Raw genomic sequence first — 18,707 nt, 5'->3', positions numbered from 1 at the left:
CGCGCCAATATGAACGAGGCGAAAGCATGTATCAGACGACGCTGAGTCATCGCAGTTATCGTTTTCATGATTTGCGCGAGCTGATGGCGAAGGCCTCGCCCGCGCGCTCCGGCGATATGCTGGCCGGCGTGGCGGCGGAAAGCGGGGAAGAGCGGATGGCCGCGCGCATGGCGCTGGCCGACCTGCCGCTGACCATTTTTTTGCAGCAGGCGCTAATTCCTTATGAGCAGGATGAGGTGACGCGGCTGATTATCGACAGCCATGACCGGCAGGCCTTTAGCCTTATCTCTCATCTGACGGTAGGCGATTTTCGCAACTGGCTGTTAAGCGAAAGTACGGACAGCGCGCGGCTGGCGCAGGCCGCACCGGGTATTACGCCGGAAATGGCGGCGGCCGTCAGTAAAATCATGCGCAATCAGGATCTGATCCTGGCGGCAAAAAAGTGCCGGGTAACCACCAAGTTTCGCAATACCATTGGCCTGCCTGGCCACATTAGCGTACGGCTACAGCCTAATCACCCGACTGACGATCTGAAAGGCATTGCCGCCAGCATGCTGGATGGGTTGTTGTACGGCAGCGGCGATGCGGTGGTCGGCATCAATCCCGCCAGCGACAGCCTGCCGTTGCTGGAGAAGCTGAATTACATGCTGGATGATGTGATCGGCCGTTTCGAGATCCCGACCCAGTCCTGCGTGCTGACGCACGTGACCAACACCCTGCAATTAATGGAAAGAGGCGCGCCCGTCGATCTGGTGTTCCAGTCGATAGCGGGTACCGAGGCCACCAACGCCGGATTCGGTTTTAATCTGGCGACATTGGAAGAAGCGCATCAGGCGGCGTTAAGTCTGAAACGCGGTACGCTGGGCGATAACGTGATGTATTTTGAAACCGGGCAGGGCAGCAGCCTGTCCGCCAATGCGCATCATGGCGTCGACCAGCAAACCTGCGAAGCCCGCGCTTATGCGGTGGCCCGGCGTTTTTCTCCGCTGCTGGTGAATACGGTGGTGGGGTTTATCGGCCCTGAATATCTGTATGACGGTAAACAGATTATTCGCGCCGGTCTGGAAGATCATTTCTGCGGCAAACTCCTGGGCGTCCCGCTGGGGTGCGATGTGTGTTACACCAACCATGCCGAGGCCGATCAGGATGATATGGATACGCTGTTGACCCTGCTGGCCAATGCCGGATTGACTTTCCTGATGGGCGTCCCAGGCGCGGATGACATCATGCTCAACTACCAGAGCACCTCTTTCCATGATGCGCTGTATATCCGCGAGCTGCTGGGGCTGAAGCATGCGCCGGAATTCGGCGCGTGGCTGGAGAGGATGAAAATCATTGATACGCACGGCCGGTTGCGCGACACCGGCAGCCAACATCCGCTATTACAGCATCAACCTTATCTGGAGGCGCGCGCATGAGTAAAGTAATCCATGCGAATCCCTGGGAAACATTGCGCGAGTATACCGCCGCCCGCATTGCATTGGGGCGCGCCGGCGCCAGCATGCCGACCAGCGAGCTATTGAAATTCGGTATGGCGCATGCTCAGGCCCGGGATGCCGTTCATCAGGCGTTTGATAGTGAAACGCTGGCCGGAGAGTTGGAGCAAGCGGGTCTGAAAACCCTCACGGCGCATAGCGCGGCGGAAAACCGGCAGCAATACCTCTGTCGGCCGGATTTAGGCCGACGTCTTTCCGCTTCCAGCCGGGCGTCGCTGCTGTTAATGGCCGGCAAACCCGCTGATTTACTGTTGGTGGTGGGCGATGGTTTATCTTCCAAAGCGGTGCATCGGCAGGCCGTGCCGTTGATTAAGGCGTTACTGCCGTATATTTCCCAACTCGGGCTTTCGTTGGCGCCTATCGTACTGGCGCACCAGTCCCGCGTCGCGCTGGGCGACGATATCGGCGAGTGTTTGCAGGCGAAAGCGGTGGCGATTCTGATTGGCGAGCGTCCCGGTCTTTCTTCGCCGGATAGCCTGAGCGTCTATATGACCTGGGGGCCGAATACCCGGCGGCTGGAGTCGGAGCGCAACTGTATTTCCAATATCCGTCCTGAAGGGCTGGACTACCCGCTGGCGGCGTTTAAGCTGGCCTGGCTGCTGGAGCAGAGTTTCCAGCGTCGGTTATCGGGCGTTCAACTTAAAGATGAAAGCGATAATCCCGCGCTTCACGGACGGATTGCGCCGCCATCCGCCTGGTTATCGTCACGCTAGGTCATTCCTGATTGCGAGGGGGACGATGGGGCGCCGCGCCGTGGATTTATCCGCAATAGGTAGTAAGAGCCGCCGCGCAACTTTGTTAAACTATACTCGTCATTTTTTTCAAGTTGCAGATGCGTTGGCGGCATGACTCCGCTTTCCGTGAGACTTGCTCCGTTGGGGGCGCCGCGCTCAAAACCGTTGACCGATTCGTCATTCGATCGCCGACCCCCCGCATCTCGAAATCAATGGGGTATCTCCCGCATTGCAACTTCAGGTAAGAAGGGTATAAACGATGAAATTGATGTTTGCATCAGACATACATGGTTCGTTGAGCGCGACGGAGCGGGTATTGGATATTTTTGCGCACAGCGGCGCCGAGTGGCTGATTCTCCTGGGGGATTTTCTTAATCACGGCCCGCGGAATCCGCTGCCCGATCGTTATCAGCCGGGCGACGTCGCCGCACGGCTGAATGCTTATGCTTCACGTATTATTGCGGTGCGGGGAAACTGCGACAGCGAAGTCGATCAGATGTTGATTGATTTCCCGATAACGTCGCCCTGGCAACATGTGCTATTGCCGCAGAATCGTCTTTTCCTGACGCATGGACACCTCTATCATCCCGATAATTTGCCGCCGCTGAATGACGGCGATGTTTTGGTTTACGGTCATACGCATATTCCAGTGGCGGAAAAACGGGATAGCCTGTATTACTTTAATCCTGGTTCGACCAGCCTGCCAAAAGGCGGCTATCCCGCGAGTTACGGGATGCTGGCGCAGGGGACTTTACAGGTTCTTCCGCTGCTGGGCGGGGAGCCTATTGCGCAGGTGAGCATTAGGCATTAATTTAGCGAGCGGTAAAACCGATTATTCAAAACAGGCGCGCGTCGCAACGCGCCCATACTAAAGGGTTTCAGAGGATGGCGGAACAAAGTCAGTCAGCAGGCACCGAGTGGGTTGATATCGTCGATGAGAACAATGAGGTCATCGCCCAATCAAGTCGTCAGCAGATGCGTGCTCAGTGTCTGCGCCATCGGGCTACTTATATTGTTGTGCATGATGGTATGGGTAAAATTCTGGTTCAGCGCCGGACTGAAACCAAAGACTTCTACCCGGGATGGCTGGATGCGACGGCAGGCGGCGTGGTGCAAAGCGGGGAGAATATGCTTGAGTCGGCCCGCCGCGAAGCGGAGGAAGAACTGGGCATCGCGGATGTGCCGTTTGCCGAGCATGGCTTGTTTTATTACGAAGGGGATAACTGCCGGGTATGGGGCGGATTATTCAGCTGCGTGACCCACGGGCCGTTTGCGCTACAGGAATCGGAAATTGATGAAGTCAGCTGGCTGTCGCCGGAAGAGATTACGGCGCGCTGCGATGAGTTTACGCCTGATTCGCTCAAGGCGCTGTCGTTGTGGTTAACGCGTTACAACGACCAAAGCTATGGTAAACCGCTGGCGCGCGAAAGCAGCGTCGCCGGCGATGGGCAGAGCCGTAGCGAAGATCAGGATCCCGCCGATTTGGCAAAATGAGTTCGTTTTGATCACGTTTCCGGCGGCAGGATAAAGATAGCGTAAAAAAAAACGCCAACCTTCAGGTTGGCGTTTGTGTATCGACCATCAGGGGGAAAAATTAAAGCTGGGTCGCCTGAATCGCCGTCAGTGCTACGGTATAAACGATATCGTCTACCAGCGCGCCGCGAGACAGATCGTTCACCGGTTTACGCATGCCTTGCAGCATTGGCCCGATGGAGATCAGATCGGCTGAACGCTGTACCGCTTTGTAGGTCGTGTTGCCGGTGTTCAGATCCGGGAAGATGAACACGGTGGCCTTACCCGCAACCGGGGAGTTCGGCGCCTTGGATTTCGCCACGTCGGCCATAATGGCGGCGTCATATTGCAGCGGGCCGTCAATAATCAGATCCGGACGTTTTTCCTGTGCCAGACGCGTAGCTTCACGCACTTTTTCTACATCGCTGCCGGCGCCGGAGTTACCGGTGGAGTAAGAGATCATGGCGACACGCGGGTCGATGCCGAAAGCGGTCGCGGAATCCGCGGATTGAATGGCGATTTCAGCCAGCTGTTCCGCCGTCGGATCCGGGTTTATGGCGCAGTCGCCATAAACCAGAACCTGTTCCGGCAGCAGCATGAAGAACACGGAGGAAACCAGCGAACTGCCCGGCGCGGTTTTAATCAATTGCAGCGGCGGACGGATAGTATTGGCGGTGGTGTGTACCGCGCCGGAAACCAGACCGTCTACTTCGCCCTGTTCCAGCATCAGCGTGCCGAGAACCACGTTGTCTTCCAGCTGTTCACGGGCAACGACTTCGGTCATGCCTTTGTTCTTACGCAACTCAACCAGACGTGGAACATAACGTTCGCGAACGGCTTCCGGATCGACAATCTCAATGCCTTTACCCAGTTCGACGCCCTGTGCGGCGGCGACACGCTGAATTTCTTCCGGGTTGCCCAGCAGTACGCAGTGGGCGATACCGCGTTCGGCGCAGATGGACGCCGCTTTCACGGTACGCGGTTCGTCGCCTTCCGGCAGTACGATGCGTTTGCCCGCTTTACGCGCCAGTTCGGTCAACTGATAACGGAATGCCGGCGGCGACAGGCGACGTGAACCTTCAGACTCGGCGCTCAGTGAATCAATCCACTCTGAATCGATATGGCGGGCGACGTATTCCTGCACTTTTTCCACGCGCTGGTGGTCGTTCGCCGGCACTTCAAGGCTGAAGCTTTGCAGGCTGAGAGACGTCTGCCAGGTGTTGGTCTTGACCATAAAGACGGGCAGACCGGTCTGGAACGCGCGTTCGCACAGTTTGCTGATGCTGGGGTCCATTTCATAGCCGCCGGTCAGCAGAAGGGCGCCGATTTCCACGCCGTTCATGGCAGCCAGACAGGCGGCGACCAGTACGTCGGGACGGTCGGCGGAGGTAACCAGCAGTGAACCCGGACGGAAATGCTCCAGCATGTGAGGAATGCTGCGCGCGCAGAACGTCACGGTTTTGATGCGGCGCGTCTGAATATCGCCTTCGTTGATGATATCGGCGCTCAGGTGAGTGGCCATATCGACGGCGCGGGTGGCGATCAGATCAAAGTTCCATGGAATGGCGCCCAGAACCGGCAGCGGACTGTTGGCAAACAGCTGACGCGGATCGATGTTCGTCACGTTGGCTTTGTTGGAATCGTCAAAGATTTCAGACAGGTCGGGACGGGTACGGCCTAACTCATCCACCGGCGCGTTCAGTTTGTTGATGATGACGCCGGTGATGTTCTTATTCTTGCTGCCGCCGAAGCTGGAACGGGCCAGTTCGATGCGTTCTTTTAATTGATCCGGCGAGTCGTTGCCCAGCGCGATGACAAAAACGATTTCCGCATTCAGGGTTTTGGCGATTTCATAATTCAACGCATTGGCGAACTGATGTTTGCGGGTTGGAACCAAACCTTCGACCAGCACCACTTCCGCATCTTTCGTGTTTTCATGATAGCGGGCGATGATCTCTTCCATCAACACGTCCTGCTGGTTGGAGCTCAGCAGAAACTCAACGTGACTCATCTGTAGCGGTTCAGCGGCAGTGATGGTTGATGAATTGGCGCGAATAATGGTGGTCGTCTGGTCTGGCGATTGATCGCCGGTTCGTGGCTGTGCGATAGGTTTGAACACGCTCAGGCGCACGCCTTTTTGTTCCATGGAACGAATGACACCCAGGCTGACGCTAGTCAGACCGACGCTGGTGCCCGTAGGAATTAACATGATTGTTCGAGACACGGCTAAACCTCTTTACGGTTGCTCGTTGGTCAAAAACAACTCCGTCAGCCTAAGCTGACGGAGTCGGGATTCATTTTTTACGCAGTCAGACGGAGGGCGTCTTGTGCGATAACCAACTCTTCGTTGGTTGGAATAACCAGCGCCGGACGGCTGCCATCTTTGGCGATGTTGCCGCTATTGCCGAAGCGAGCGGCCAGGTTACGCTCGTGATCGACTTCAAAGCCCAGCAGGCCCAGTTTGTTCATCGTCAGTTCACGGACCATTGCGGCGTTTTCACCAATACCGCCGGTGAAGACAATCGCATCCAGACGGCCTTCCATCAGTGCGCTGTATGCGCCGATATACTTGGCCAGACGGTGGCAGAATACGTCCATTGCGCGTTTCGCGTCTTCTTTGGTCGTATAGTTTTCTTCAACGTAGCGGCAATCGCTGGTGACTTCCGTCAGACCCAGCAGACCGGATTCTTTCGTCAGCAGTTTGTTGATTTGCTCTACGCTCATGCCCAGCGAGTCATGCAGGTGGAAAACGATCGCCGGATCGATATCGCCGCTGCGCGTTCCCATCACCAGACCTTCCAGCGGGGTCAGACCCATGGAGGTATCAACGCATTTGCCGTTACGTACCGCAGTCACAGAACCGCCGTTACCCAGGTGGCAGGTAATTACGTTAAGTTCTTCTACCGGTTTGTTCAGCGCTTCAGCCGCGCGTTGGGTAACATAGTAGTGGCTGGTGCCGTGCGCGCCATAGCGGCGGATATGATGGTCTTTATACAGTTTGTACGGCAGCGCATAAAGGTAGGATTCTTCCGGCATGGTCTGATGGAAGGCGGTATCAAATACAGCCACGTTTTTATCAGCCAGTTTAGGGAATGATTTCAACGCCTCGGCGATACCGATCAGGTGAGCCGGGTTATGCAGTGGTGCAAAAGGTACGGCATCTTTGATACCCTGCAAAACGCCATCGTTGATAACCGCGGACTGAGTGAATTTCTCGCCGCCGTGGACGATACGATGGCCAATGGCGACCAACTGAGCGGACAGATCCGGTTTCTGGGAAAGAATGGTATTAACGATGAAGTTCAGCGCCTCGCTGTGAGCAGCGCCAGCACCCAGTGCGGCTTCTTGTTTACCACCGTCGATTTTCCATTTGATACGGGCTTCAGGAAGATGGAAACACTCGGCCAGACCTGACAGGTATTCCTCCCCGTTAATCGCATCGATGATGGCAAACTTCAGGGATGAACTACCACAGTTAAGAACCAGTACTAACTTACTCGACATGGAAGTACCTACTTGTTATATATGGTTAAAAAAATGCCAAACGGAGGATAGCGTATCTTATCTCGTGGTTGGCATTTATGATTAAAATCACACCCTGGTGTGATACACCTGATATGAAGGTGAAAAAAGCGCCAATTTCACCAAGTATGTTATACCGTATTTACAGTATAATAACAGGATACAAGCCTTATGCGGCCTACAGTCCAGGCGCAACGAATCATACCGCTGATGGCTGTATACAAAATGTGTTTCGCAGGAAAGGTATCTCTGCGCATAGCCATGCTGCATCTGTAAATAAGGCGGCTAAAAGGCCGATCTAGAATACCGATAGCGTACGGCAAACACAAAATATATTTTAACATTGTCAAAATGAGTTGTTGATTTGTGCGAAGTTTTTATTTTTTATCTGTAAAGTTGAGGTGCGCCCATGGCAACAAAGCCTAGCGGTCGAATGAGTTGGCTACAGTTACTCCAGCGTGGGCAGCATTACATGAAAACCTGGCCTGCGGATAAACGCCTTGCTCCGGTCTTCCCTGAGAACCGGGTGGCGCGCGCCACTCAGTTCGCCATCCGGTTTATGCCCCCGCTGGCGGTGTTTACCCTGACGTGGCAGATTGCCCTCGGCGGGCAGCTTGGACCGGCCATCGCCACCGCGCTCTTCGCCTGTAGCCTGCCGATGCAAGGGCTATGGTGGCTAGGACGCCGTTCGGTTACGCCGCTGCCGCCCACGTTATTACAGTGGTTTCATGATATCCGTCACAAGCTGATTGAATCCGGTCTGGCGCTGGCTCCGCTGGAAGACGCGCCGACTTATCAAACGCTGGCGGATGTGCTGAAACGTGCGTTTAAACAGCTCGATAAAACGTTTCTGGACGATCTGTGATCTTCATCAGACGGACGGCGGACGGAATGCTATTTTCTCTTTCCTGCTGTTTCAAATCAAAAAATCGGGTGCTGACGCTACCTCGATACGATGTAGTATGCGATGCTTTTTTCAAAATCCCCCAATCGATTTCAATATGCGGTCAGACGGCAAGCGAGCGACAAATTCGTCGGGAATGAATTTGTCCGGTCAAGGCGCCTGCAAATTGAAAGATTAAGTAAATCGTTGTAATTAACGGCATGCCGGAATGAGGTTCAGGAGAGCAAGATGGAAATGACAAATGCCCAAAGATTGATCCTTTCAAACCAATATAAAATGATGACGATGCTTGATCCGGAGAATGCTGAACGCTATCGCCGGCTGCAAACCATCATCGAACGCGGCTATGGTTTACAGATGCGGGAGCTGGACCGCGAGTTTGGTGATTTGAGCGAGGAAGTCTGCCGCACGATTATCAATATCATGGAAATGCACCATGCGTTGCAGGTGTCGTGGGGCAATCTGAAGGATAAACAGGGGATTGATGAGCGTCGTCTGGCCTTTTTGGGCTTTGATGCCGCCACGGAAGCCCGTTATCTTGGGTTTGTCCGCTTCATGGTGCATGTCGAAGGGCGTTACCCGCATTTCGATGCCGGAACGCATGGTTTTAACGCCCAGACTAAAATGTGGGATAAATATGGCAGAATGTTGGCTATCTGGCAGTCCTGCCCGCGCCAATATCACTTGAGTGCAGTCGAGATTGCACAAATTATTAATGCCTGAATGATTGCAAAGGGGCGTTCTGTGAAGTGTAAAGGTTTTCTGTTCGATTTGGATGGCACGTTGGTTGATTCATTGCCGGCCGTGGAGCGATCCTGGCGTTTCTGGGCGAAAGAGCATGGTATCGAACCCCAGGAGGTTTGCGATTTTATTCATGGCAAACAGGCGATAACTTCGCTGCGCCATTTCCTGAAAGGCGAGAGCGAGGAAACCATTCAGCGGGAATTCGACGAACTGGAAAAAATAGAAGCGACGGATACGCAGGGCGTTGTCGCCATGCCCGGCGCTAACGCGTTGCTGGCCCGGCTGGATGCGTTAGGTATTCCCTGGGCGATAGTCACTTCCGGTTCCGTGCCTATCGCCAGCGCTCGTCACCGGGCGGGCGAATTGCCGATGCCAAAAGTCTTTATTACCGCGGAGCAGGTGGCGCGGGGTAAACCGAATCCGGACGCCTATTTATTGGGCGCGCAGCGTCTGGGTTTGAAGCCGGAGGATTGCGTCGTCGTTGAAGATGCGCCGGCCGGGGTGTTATCCGGGCTGGCGGCAGGGTGCCAGGTTATCGCGGTCAGAGCGCCGGCGGATACGCCGAAGCTGGATCAGGTTGACCTGGTTTTGGATTCGCTGGAACAATTGCGGATAGAAGCCTCTCCCGATAGCGGCTGTATCGTTTTTAATCAAGCGTGATATCTGCCTAACTTATTGATAAAAGCGCGACTAAATATGATCAAACCTCGCGTCCGCGAGGTTTTTTTATGGCAGACTATCCCTGTCTGCCACCCTACGCGGGCCGCAGCGGGGCTGCGTTGAAAAATGCTCCTGCATTTTTTTATGGCAGACTATCCCTGTCTGCCACCCTAGCGGGCCGCAGCAGCGCTACGCTAAAACATGCGTCTGTATTTGCTAAGACATAAGAACCTATCAATGACTCTCTTTCCGTCAGGGGAACCGTTTTGAATAGCGAACTTCTCTGGGTTTTATCCCTGTTGCTGATCGCCATTGTGTTGTTTACCACCAATAAATTGCGCATGGATGTTGTTGCACTGCTGGTCATTATTGCGTTTGTTCTGAGCGGAACATTGTCGTTATCCGAGGCATTGGTCGGTTTCAGCGATCCCAACGTTATTCTGATTGCCGCCCTGTTTATTATTGGTGAAGGTCTGGTTCGGACCGGCGTGGCCTATCAGGTCGGCGACTGGCTGGTGCGGGCGGCCGGCAAAAGTGAATTAAAAATGCTGGTGCTGCTGATGGTCACCGTCGCGCTGCTGGGGGCATTCATGAGTTCGACCGGCGTGGTCGCGATCTTTATTCCGGTCGTGCTTAGCGTTTCGGCCCGCATGAAGACATCCGCGGCGCGATTATTGATGCCGCTGAGTTTTGCCGGGCTAATCAGCGGGATGATGACGCTGGTGGCCACGCCGCCCAATATGGTGGTGAGCAGCGAACTGATGCGGGAAGGCATTGAAGGATTCGGTTTTTTTAGTATGACGCCCATTGGCGTTGTCGTATTGCTGGTCGGCGTCGCTTATATGATGGTGGCTCGCTACTGGCTTGGCGGCGCGACGGCGGAAGCGGCAAAAGATACCTGGAAAAGAAAAACATTCCGCGACCTGATTCGGGACTACAAACTAACGGGTCGGGCGCGACGTTTGGCGATTCGCCCCGGCTCTCCCTTTATTGGCCATCGGCTTGACGATCTGCGGTTGCGTCAGCGGTATGGCGCGAATATCGTCGGGATCGAACGCTGGCGTAAATTTCGGCGCGTCATGGTCAGCGTGGCGGGAAATACGGAACTGCGCCTGAATGATGTTCTGCTGATTGATATGTCGACCTCCGAAGTCGATTTACGTGAATTTTGCACATCCCAACGTCTGGAGCCGATGGTACTGCGCGGCGAGTATTTTTCCGAGCAGGCGCGTGACGTAGGGATGGCGGAAGTCTCTTTAATTCCAGACTCCGAACTGTTAGGGAAAACCCTTTATGACGTGGGCTTTCGCAGCCGCTATGGTCTGACCGTGGTGGGGATCCGCCGTAATGGCGAAGCGATGGAGGGGATTCTGGCCGACGAACCCCTTCAGTTGGGCGACATTCTGCTGGTGATCGGTGACTGGCGGATGATCCGGCAATTGCATATGCAGAAAAACGACTTTCTGTTGCTGAATCTGCCTGCCGAGGTGGATGACGTGGCGCCGGCCATCAGTCAGGCGCCTCATGCGCTGTTCTGTCTGGCGTTGATGGTCGCGATGATGCTGACGGATGAAATCCCTAATGCGATTGCGGCGCTGATCGCTTGCTTGTTAATGGGCAAGTTCCGCTGCATTGATATGGAAAGCGCCTACCGATCGATTCACTGGCCCAGTATCATCCTGATTGTAGGAATGATGCCATTCGCGCTGGCGTTACAGAAAACGGGCGGCGTCACGCTGATTGTTGATGGGCTGATGGATATCGCCGGAGGCTCCGGGCCGCATGTGATGTTGGTGTGCCTGTTTATCCTGTGCGCCGTCATCGGCTTGTTTATCTCCAATACCGCGACGGCGGTGCTGATGGCGCCCATTGCCGTTGCCGCGGCGAATCAGATGGGGGTATCGCCTTATCCCTTTGCGATGATCATCGCGGTGGCGGCTTCCGCGGCCTTTATGACGCCCGTTTCATCACCGGTTAATACGCTGGTGCTGGCGCCGGGAGGGTATAAGTTTGGCGACTTTTTGCGGATCGGCGTGCCGTTCACCATACTGGTTATGGTCATCAGCGTGATGATGGTGCCGTGGATTTATCCGTTCTGATCCGGCGCTAGCGCGTCATTACAGCGGCGAGTCCTGGCTGATTTCGTCCAGCGATAAGCTAAAGCTTGGGATGAATACGGTCATAAAGTAGTCCATCTCCGGGCTTTGGCGCTGCTGTAATGTTTTTTCCAACCGGGCTTTCGCCAGCGTAAATTCCGTATTGCCCGCCGACAACTCCTCCAGGCATTTCAAATAGGCGCACAGCGCATCGGCTTGTTTGACGATCGCCCGTTCTTCTTCACTCATATGCTGTTCATCCAGCAACGATTGATAGTCCTGCTGCAACTCCGTCGGCAGCATATCGATCAATTTCTGTCGGGCAATCGATTCGATCTTTTTATACTCGTGAGCGATTTGCGCGTTGTAATACTTGATCGGCGTTGGCATATCTCCCGTCAGCACTTCGCTGGCATCGTGATACATCGCCAGCAGGGCGATACGTTCGGCATTGACGCTGCCATTGAACTTACGGTTTTTAATCACCGCCAGCGCATGGGCGACGAAAGCGACCTGTAGACTGTGCTCTGATACATTCTCCGTTCGCACGTTACGCATCAGCGGCCAACGGTTGATGAGTTTCAGACGGGATAAATGGGCAAAAAAGTGACTCTGATTCATGGCAATCTCTCAGACAACAGCACGATGGGAATCTATTGTGGTCACTGGATGGGGATTATGCAAACCATCCGGCAACCTCGCGGCGCCGGGCGCGATAACCGCGACCCGGCGTCGGGAGGGGGACCGCGTTATTGGCGGTAGTGTTGCAGGAAACGCCCTAGTTTGTGTACCGCCATATCCAGTTCGTCAACGCGGGGCAGGGTGACGATGCGAACATGATCCGGATAGGGCCAGTTAAATGCCGTTCCCTGAACCAGCAAGACTTTTTCCTGCAAAAGCAGATCCAGCACCAGTTTCTGGTCGTCGTGAATATTAAAGTGCTTGGCATCAATGCGCGGGAACATGTAAAGCGCGCCCTGAGGTTTTACACAGGATACGCCGGGGATCTGGTTGATCAACTCCCAGGCTCGGTTGCGCTGTTCATATAAGCGTCCGCCCGGTTGGATGAATTCGCTGATGCTTTGATAGCCGCCGATGGCCGTCTGAATGGCATGCTGCATCGGCACGTTAGCGCATAAACGCATGGATGCCAGCATTTCCAAGCCTTCAATATAGCCTTTAGCGTGCTTTTTCGGCCCGTTCAACACCATCCAGCCCTGACGAAAACCGGCGACGCGATAGGTTTTTGATAAACCGTTAAACGTTACGGTCAGCAAATCCGGCGCCAGGGCGGCGATGGAGTGGTGCTGCGCGTCGTCATACAGGATTTTGTCGTAGATCTCATCGGCGAAAATAATCAGGTTATGCTCGCGGGCGATAGCCACGATCTCCAGCAGCAGCGCTTTGCTATACACCGCCCCAGTGGGATTATTGGGGTTGATAATCACAATGCCGCGAGTACGGGGCGTAATTTTTTTACGAATGTCATCCAGATCGGGAAACCAGTCTGATGTTTCGTCACAGAGATAATGTACGGCATTGCCATTAGAAAGCGATACGGCGGCGGTCCATAGCGGATAGTCCGGCGCCGGAACCAGCATTTCGTCGCCTGTATTCAGCAAAGCCTGCATAGATTGCACAATCAGCTCAGAGACCCCGTTGCCGATGTACACATCTTCGACCGTCATATCACGCATCTCTCTGGCCTGATAGTGCTGGACGATGGCTTTGCGCGCGGAATACAGGCCTTTGGAGTCGCAGTAGCCCTGTGCCGTCGGTAAATTGCGGATCACATCGACCAGAATTTCGTCGGGCGCGTCAAAACCAAAGGGCGCAGGATTGCCAATATTCAGCTTAAGTACTTTATTACCTTCTTCTTCAAGACGTTTGGCTTCCTTCAGAACTGGGCCGCGGATGTCATAACAAACGTTCTCCAGCTTCTTGGATTTTTCAATCGGGGACATAAATATCACGAACCTTTTGCGGGAAAAGCGCATTCCTGTGTGGAATAGCATAACCTGCTCAATGTACTCCTCCTGTAGTACCTTTTGAAGAATGATTATCGCTTTCTCTGCAAATTATTCCGCTTATGCACTATATGGTTGTGTACTAATCCGATGGTGCGATACTGTAGACGGCGGGTTCGCTTTTATGTCGGTCGGAACATTTTTCATTATGAAAATACATGCGGTTATTTAAAGATTGGTAGCATTTATTTTACAGAATGAAAAAAGAAAGACGACGTTATCTGATTAAGAATTCAAGGAGGTAAGGCATTTAAAACAATGACAACTCATCAATTGAAAAGGCGATTGTGGTAACGAAATATAAGTATTTTTTTGCCCTTATGGTGCGTCTGCGATAGTGTCTTTAAAATGTATGGGTTGTTACCATTACATGTAATAAAACACCAGGATTGTTTTTGTTAAAAATTAAAATAGATAAGTGATGAATCGTATGACCAACGCAAATCGACCAGTAATAAATCTCGATCTTGATCTATTAAGAACGTTTGTCGCTGTTGCAGATTTGAACACTTTTGCAGCCGCTGCTGTTGCTGTACGTCGGACGCAATCGGCCGTCAGTCAGCAGATGCAACGTTTAGAGCAACTCATCGGAAAGGAGCTTTTCGCCCGTCATGGGCGCAATAAGCTTTTGACCGAACACGGTATTCAGTTTCTTGGCTATGCGAGAAAAATATTACAGTTCAATGACGAGGCCTGTACCTCATTAATGTTCAGTGATATTCAGGGCGCACTGACCATCGGCGCTTCCGATGATACTGCTGATACCATTCTTCCTTATATTTTACACCGGGTAACATCTATCTTCCCTAAATTATCAATCGACGTGAGCGTGAAGCGCAGCGCGGAAATGTTGGATATGCTACATCAGGGGAAAATTGATCTGGTGATTACCACAATGCACAGTATGGAATTTCCCCACGTCTTATTACGGACGTCTCCGACGCTGTGGTATTGCGCCGCTGATTATCAATTCAGACCGGAAGAACCCGTTTCGCTAGTTGTTTTGGATGACCCCAGTCCTTTTCGGACATTGGCGCTGGAGTATCTGAATGCAATGGGGATCCCATGGAGAATCGCCTATGTCGCATCCACGCTGTCGGCGGTTCGCGCCGCCGTTAAAGCAGGTTTGGGCGTGACCGTACGTTCGGTTGAGATGATGAGTCCGGGATTAAGGGTGCTGGGCGAAGAGGATGGGTTACCCAGACTGCCGGAAACCCGCTACTTCCTGTGCAAAAATCCGCATCATGAAAATGAGTTGGCAACGGCGATTTTTAACGTGATCGGCTCAGGCAATAAATCTTATGTGCCGGTAATGGACGCCTCGTTAAAGGACGTGATGTAATTGTATAACAGGTCAGACATTGTTCGGGTCAAAAGGACGTGTCCCGAATAATGGCGGTCAGCTCGCTGATAACGTGGTTGTCGGCACAGGATATTTACCCATATTGCACTCTCTTTCCTTTATTTGCCTACGCGGTAGAAAATTTTAAAATCCCCTGATTTTTTATGAAACGCGGGTTCTTTTTTTTTAACGCATGCCTCAATAATTTTCCATTGGCTCAAAAATTGTTCTCATCAGTTTTTTTACTAACTAAATTAGCAAAAATGTGCCGCGGATCAAAAAATGCCCTTAATAACACTATGGGTGAACAAGCAATCCTTTCGAAAATGGTATAGTGGCTTGGTAAACCTGAGCTGGCCGTGATCGTGCTTTGTTAACAAATAATAATCACTGACTCGATTAAGCGGAAAACAGGAATGTGAGTGTTAACAAAACTGTGTGCATGTAAACTGATATACTGTTACCTTTAGTAAGGTTGAAAAAAGGTTACAGAATTAGGGGCTCGACCATCTAATGCCCGTTGACCTGACACGTTTCCGTGCGTTTTGTGTGGTCTTTTATCCTTCCTTTTAATCGATGTGGTGCTTAGCTGCCGAAAAAGAGCAGATGTTACTAACCACTTTTGATGAGTAAGCAACGAGTATGTCAACAACTACAGAAATCCTCGCCCATCATTGGGCATTTGCGTTATTCGTTATTATTGCCGTTGGCCTGTGTATCTTCATGCTGACCGGTGGTTTTTTGCTTGGCGGCAGGGCAAAAGCCAGAGCCAAAAACGTACCTTATGAATCAGGAATCGATGCGGTAGGTTCAGCGCGTATGCGGCTGTCCGCCAAATTTTATCTGGTCGCCATGTTTTTCGTCATTTTCGATGTTGAAGCCTTATATCTCTACGCCTGGTCCGTCTCTATCAGAGAGAGCGGCTGGATTGGCTTTATCGAAGCAGCCATTTTCATTTTCGTGTTGCTGGCTGGTTTGATCTATCTGGTTCGAATCGGCGCTCTGGATTGGATCCCCGCGCGTTCCAAGAGACAGGTCGTTAAATCAGACATCGTAAACATTACCAACAATCATCAGCAGTAACAGCGAGGCATTTAAGATGGACTATACGCTCACCCGCATAGAGCCGGACGGTGAGAATGACCGTTATCCCCTGCAACGCCAGGAGATCGTTTCCGACCCTCTGGAGCAGCATGTTCACCGCAGCGTTTATATGGGCAAGCTGGAGCATGCGCTTCACGATACCGTGAACTGGGGTCGTAAAAACTCGCTTTGGCCATATAACTTCGGCCTTTCCTGTTGTTACGTGGAAATGACGACCTCGTTTACTGCGGTACACGACGTTGCTCGTTTCGGGTCCGAAGTTATTCGCGCCTCGCCTCGTCAGGCGGACTTTATGGTTGTTGCCGGTACGGTGTTTACCAAAATGGCGCCGGTCATCCAGCGTCTGTATGAACAAATGCTTGAGCCGAAGTGGGTGATCTCCATGGGGGCTTGCGCGAACTCCGGCGGGATGTACGACATTTACTCCGTTGTGCAGGGCGTTGATAAATTCCTCCCGGTTGACGTCTATATTCCTGGCTGTCCGCCCCGACCTGAAGCCTATATGCAAGCGCTGTTGCTATTACAGGAATCCATCGGTAAAGAGCGTCGCCCGCTGTCATGGACGGTGGGAGAGCAGGGCGTTTATCGCGCCAATATGCAGTCTGAACGGGAACGTAAGCGCGGTGAGCGTATCGCGGTGACCAACTTGCGTTCGCCCGATGAGATTTGACCTGCGAATGATGAATATGGCGGTCGCGTAATATCACGATAATAGGTGCGGCCTTATTCAGATAGAAATAGCACATTTAATGTGGTGACATATTTATGACAGATTTAACGACGCACGATCTCGCTATGCCTGCCTGGCAAACTCGCGATCATCTTGATGATCCGGTGGTTGGCGAACTGTGTAACCGTTTTGGGCCCGACTCTTTTACTGTGCAGGCCACGCGTACCGGGGTTCCCGTCGTGTGGGTCAAGCGCGAGCAATTACTGGAAGTGGTGTCTTTCCTGAAAAAACAGCCGAAGCCTTATGTGATGCTGTTTGATTTGCACGGCATGGACGAACGTTTGCGCACCCATCGCGAAGGCTTGCCGGCCGCTGATTTTTCCGTTTTTTACCATCTGATTTCCATCGAGCGCAATCGCGACATCATGCTGAAAGTCGCGCTGGCCGAAAACGACATGCATCTGCCGACCATGACCAACTTGTTCCCTAATGCCAACTGGTATGAGCGGGAAACCTGGGAAATGTTCGGCATGACCTTTGACGGCCACCCGCATTTGACGCGCATCATGATGCCGCTGACCTGGGAAGGCCATCCGTTACGCAAAGACTATCCGGCGCGCGCCACCGAATTCGATCCCTTTGTGCTGACCAAGCAGAAAGAAGATCTGGAAATGGAGTCGCTGACGTTTAAGCCTGAAGACTGGGGCATGAAGCGCGGCACCGAAAACGAGGACTTCATGTTTCTTAACATGGGGCCGAACCACCCGTCGTCGCACGGCGCTTTCCGTCTGATCCTGCAATTGGACGGTGAAGAAATACTCGACTGCGTGCCGGATGTGGGCTACCACCACCGCGGCGCGGAAAAAATGGGGGAGCGTCAGTCCTGGCATAGCTATATTCCTTATACCGACCGCGTCGAGTATCTGGGCGGCTGCGTTAATGAGATGCCTTATGTACTGGCCGTTGAGAAACTGGCGGGTATCGAGGTGCCGGATCGCGTCAAGACGATCCGCGTCATGCTGTCAGAACTGTTCCGCATTAATAGCCACCTGCTGTATATCGGGACGTACATCCAGGACGTCGGCGCGATGACGCCGATCTTCTTCCTGTTCACCGATCGTCAGAAAATTTACGATCTGATCGAAGCCATCACCGGGTTCCGTATGCACCCGGCCTGGTTCCGTATCGGCGGCGTGGCGCATGATTTGCCGCGCGGCTGGGAGCGTCTGCTGCGCGAATTCCTCGACTGGATGCCGTCTCGTCTGGACACTTATGTCAAAGCCGCTTTGGAGAACAGCATCCTGAAAGGTCGTACTCAGGGCGTTGCCGGCTACAATGCGAAAGAGGCGCTGGAGTGGGGAGTCACAGGGGCCGGTTTGCGGGCAACCGGCGTCAATTTCGACGTGCGCAAACAGCGTCCGTATTCCGGTTATGAAAACTTTGACTTTGAAGTGCCGCTCGGCGACGGCATCAGCGATTGTTACAGCCGCGTGATGTTGAAAGTTGAAGAACTGCGTCAGAGCCTGCGTATTCTGGAACAGTGTCTGAAGAATATGCCGGCCGGGCCGTTCAAAGCCGATCATCCGCTGACCACGCCGCCGCCGAAAGAACGCACCTTGCAGCACATTGATACCCTGATTAACCACTTCCTCCAGGTTTCCTGGGGACCGGTAATGCCCGCCAACGAATCATTCCAGATGATTGAGGCAACCAAGGGTATCAACAGTTATTACCTGACCAGTGATGGTGGCACGATGAGCTACCGTACACGTATTCGCACGCCGAGTTACGCACACTTGCAGCAGATTCCGTCCGTCATCCGCGGATGTCTGGTCTCCGACCTGATCGTGTACCTCGGCAGTATCGATTTTGTCATGTCTGATGTGGACCGCTAAT

General features: G+C 53.1%; 16 protein-coding genes. 12 read left to right on the top strand and 4 right to left on the bottom strand.

All coding sequences use genetic code 11. From position 1 onward, the window contains the following. Positions 1–26 precede the first annotated feature (26 nt). The 4 genes from ABRZ26_RS14875 to yfcD all read left to right on the top strand — a co-directional run bounded on the left by ABRZ26_RS14875 (position 27) and on the right by yfcD (position 3,724). A complete protein-coding gene (locus ABRZ26_RS14875) occupies positions 27–1,418 on the top strand; it encodes an ethanolamine ammonia-lyase subunit EutB (RefSeq protein WP_319604917.1) in 1,392 nt (463 codons plus the stop codon). Next, complete coding sequence (gene eutC, locus ABRZ26_RS14870; protein ID WP_319604916.1) at positions 1,415–2,209, top strand: ethanolamine ammonia-lyase subunit EutC; 795 nt, start codon at positions 1,415–1,417, stop codon at positions 2,207–2,209. The genes ABRZ26_RS14875 and eutC overlap by 4 nt, the downstream gene beginning before the upstream one ends. A 280-nt stretch (positions 2,210–2,489) precedes the next feature. Beyond that, entirely contained in the window at positions 2,490–3,041 is a 552-nt protein-coding gene (gene yfcE, locus ABRZ26_RS14865) for a phosphodiesterase (protein WP_319604915.1), read from the top strand. Between the two features lie 74 nt (positions 3,042–3,115). After that, on the top strand, positions 3,116–3,724 hold the full coding sequence (yfcD, locus tag ABRZ26_RS14860) for an NUDIX hydrolase YfcD (RefSeq protein WP_319604914.1): 609 nt from the start codon (positions 3,116–3,118) through the stop codon (positions 3,722–3,724). Positions 3,725–3,824: 100 nt separating this feature from the next. On the opposite strand, the gene pta is transcribed toward yfcD, so the two are convergent. Next, positions 3,825–5,966 carry a phosphate acetyltransferase gene (gene pta, locus ABRZ26_RS14855; RefSeq protein ID WP_319604913.1) on the bottom strand — a complete coding sequence of 714 codons (2,142 nt, stop codon included), beginning with the start codon at positions 5,964–5,966 and terminating at the stop codon, positions 3,825–3,827. Between the two features lie 77 nt (positions 5,967–6,043). After that, positions 6,044–7,246, bottom strand: a complete 1,203-nt coding sequence (gene ackA, locus ABRZ26_RS14850) for an acetate kinase (protein ID WP_319604912.1) — start codon at positions 7,244–7,246, stop codon at positions 6,044–6,046. A 427-nt stretch (positions 7,247–7,673) separates the two neighbouring features. Between ackA and yfbV the strand changes: the two genes are divergently transcribed. The 4 genes from yfbV to ABRZ26_RS14830 all read left to right on the top strand — a co-directional run bounded on the left by yfbV (position 7,674) and on the right by ABRZ26_RS14830 (position 11,671). Next, entirely contained in the window at positions 7,674–8,129 is a 456-nt protein-coding gene (gene yfbV / locus ABRZ26_RS14845; protein WP_319604911.1) for a terminus macrodomain insulation protein YfbV, read from the top strand. A 267-nt stretch (positions 8,130–8,396) separates the two neighbouring features. Beyond that, on the top strand, positions 8,397–8,891 hold the full coding sequence (locus ABRZ26_RS14840; RefSeq protein ID WP_319604910.1) for a YfbU family protein: 495 nt from the start codon (positions 8,397–8,399) through the stop codon (positions 8,889–8,891). Positions 8,892–8,912: 21 nt separating this feature from the next. Then, a complete protein-coding gene (locus ABRZ26_RS14835; protein ID WP_319604909.1) occupies positions 8,913–9,572 on the top strand; it encodes a sugar phosphatase in 660 nt (219 codons plus the stop codon). Between the two features lie 266 nt (positions 9,573–9,838). Further along, on the top strand, positions 9,839–11,671 hold the full coding sequence (locus ABRZ26_RS14830) for an SLC13 family permease (RefSeq protein ID WP_319604908.1): 1,833 nt from the start codon (positions 9,839–9,841) through the stop codon (positions 11,669–11,671). Between the two features lie 18 nt (positions 11,672–11,689). On the opposite strand, the gene yfbR is transcribed toward ABRZ26_RS14830, so the two are convergent. Next, on the bottom strand, positions 11,690–12,289 hold the full coding sequence (gene yfbR, locus ABRZ26_RS14825; RefSeq protein WP_319604907.1) for a 5'-deoxynucleotidase: 600 nt from the start codon (positions 12,287–12,289) through the stop codon (positions 11,690–11,692). Positions 12,290–12,417: 128 nt separating this feature from the next. Continuing rightward, complete coding sequence (locus tag ABRZ26_RS14820; protein ID WP_319604906.1) at positions 12,418–13,632, bottom strand: pyridoxal phosphate-dependent aminotransferase; 1,215 nt, start codon at positions 13,630–13,632, stop codon at positions 12,418–12,420. 493 nt (positions 13,633–14,125) lie between these two features. On the opposite strand from ABRZ26_RS14820, the gene lrhA reads away from it, so the two are divergent. The 4 genes from lrhA (at position 14,126) to nuoC (ending at position 18,706) form a co-directional block, all read left to right on the top strand. Next, complete coding sequence (lrhA, locus tag ABRZ26_RS14815) at positions 14,126–15,037, top strand: transcriptional regulator LrhA (RefSeq protein ID WP_319604968.1); 912 nt, start codon at positions 14,126–14,128, stop codon at positions 15,035–15,037. A gap of 642 nt (positions 15,038–15,679) precedes the next feature. Continuing rightward, positions 15,680–16,120 carry an NADH-quinone oxidoreductase subunit A gene (locus ABRZ26_RS14810; protein WP_319604905.1) on the top strand — a complete coding sequence of 147 codons (441 nt, stop codon included), beginning with the start codon at positions 15,680–15,682 and terminating at the stop codon, positions 16,118–16,120. Positions 16,121–16,136: 16 nt separating this feature from the next. Continuing rightward, positions 16,137–16,811 (top strand): NuoB/complex I 20 kDa subunit family protein, encoded by a 675-nt coding sequence (locus tag ABRZ26_RS14805; RefSeq protein ID WP_009112081.1) that lies wholly within the window; start codon positions 16,137–16,139, stop codon positions 16,809–16,811. A 95-nt stretch (positions 16,812–16,906) separates the two neighbouring features. Then, positions 16,907–18,706: an NADH-quinone oxidoreductase subunit C/D gene (gene nuoC, locus ABRZ26_RS14800; protein WP_319604904.1), complete on the top strand. Its 1,800-nt coding sequence runs from the start codon at positions 16,907–16,909 to the stop codon at positions 18,704–18,706. The last annotated feature ends 1 nt before the right edge of the window (position 18,707 follow it).

This window comes from Brenneria sp. L4-2C, from assembly GCF_040240335.1.
Classification (GTDB): Bacteria; Pseudomonadota; Gammaproteobacteria; order Enterobacterales; family Enterobacteriaceae; genus Brenneria.
The sequence above is the reverse complement of the archived record's forward strand: the minus strand, read 5'-3'. Positions and strand labels throughout refer to the sequence as shown.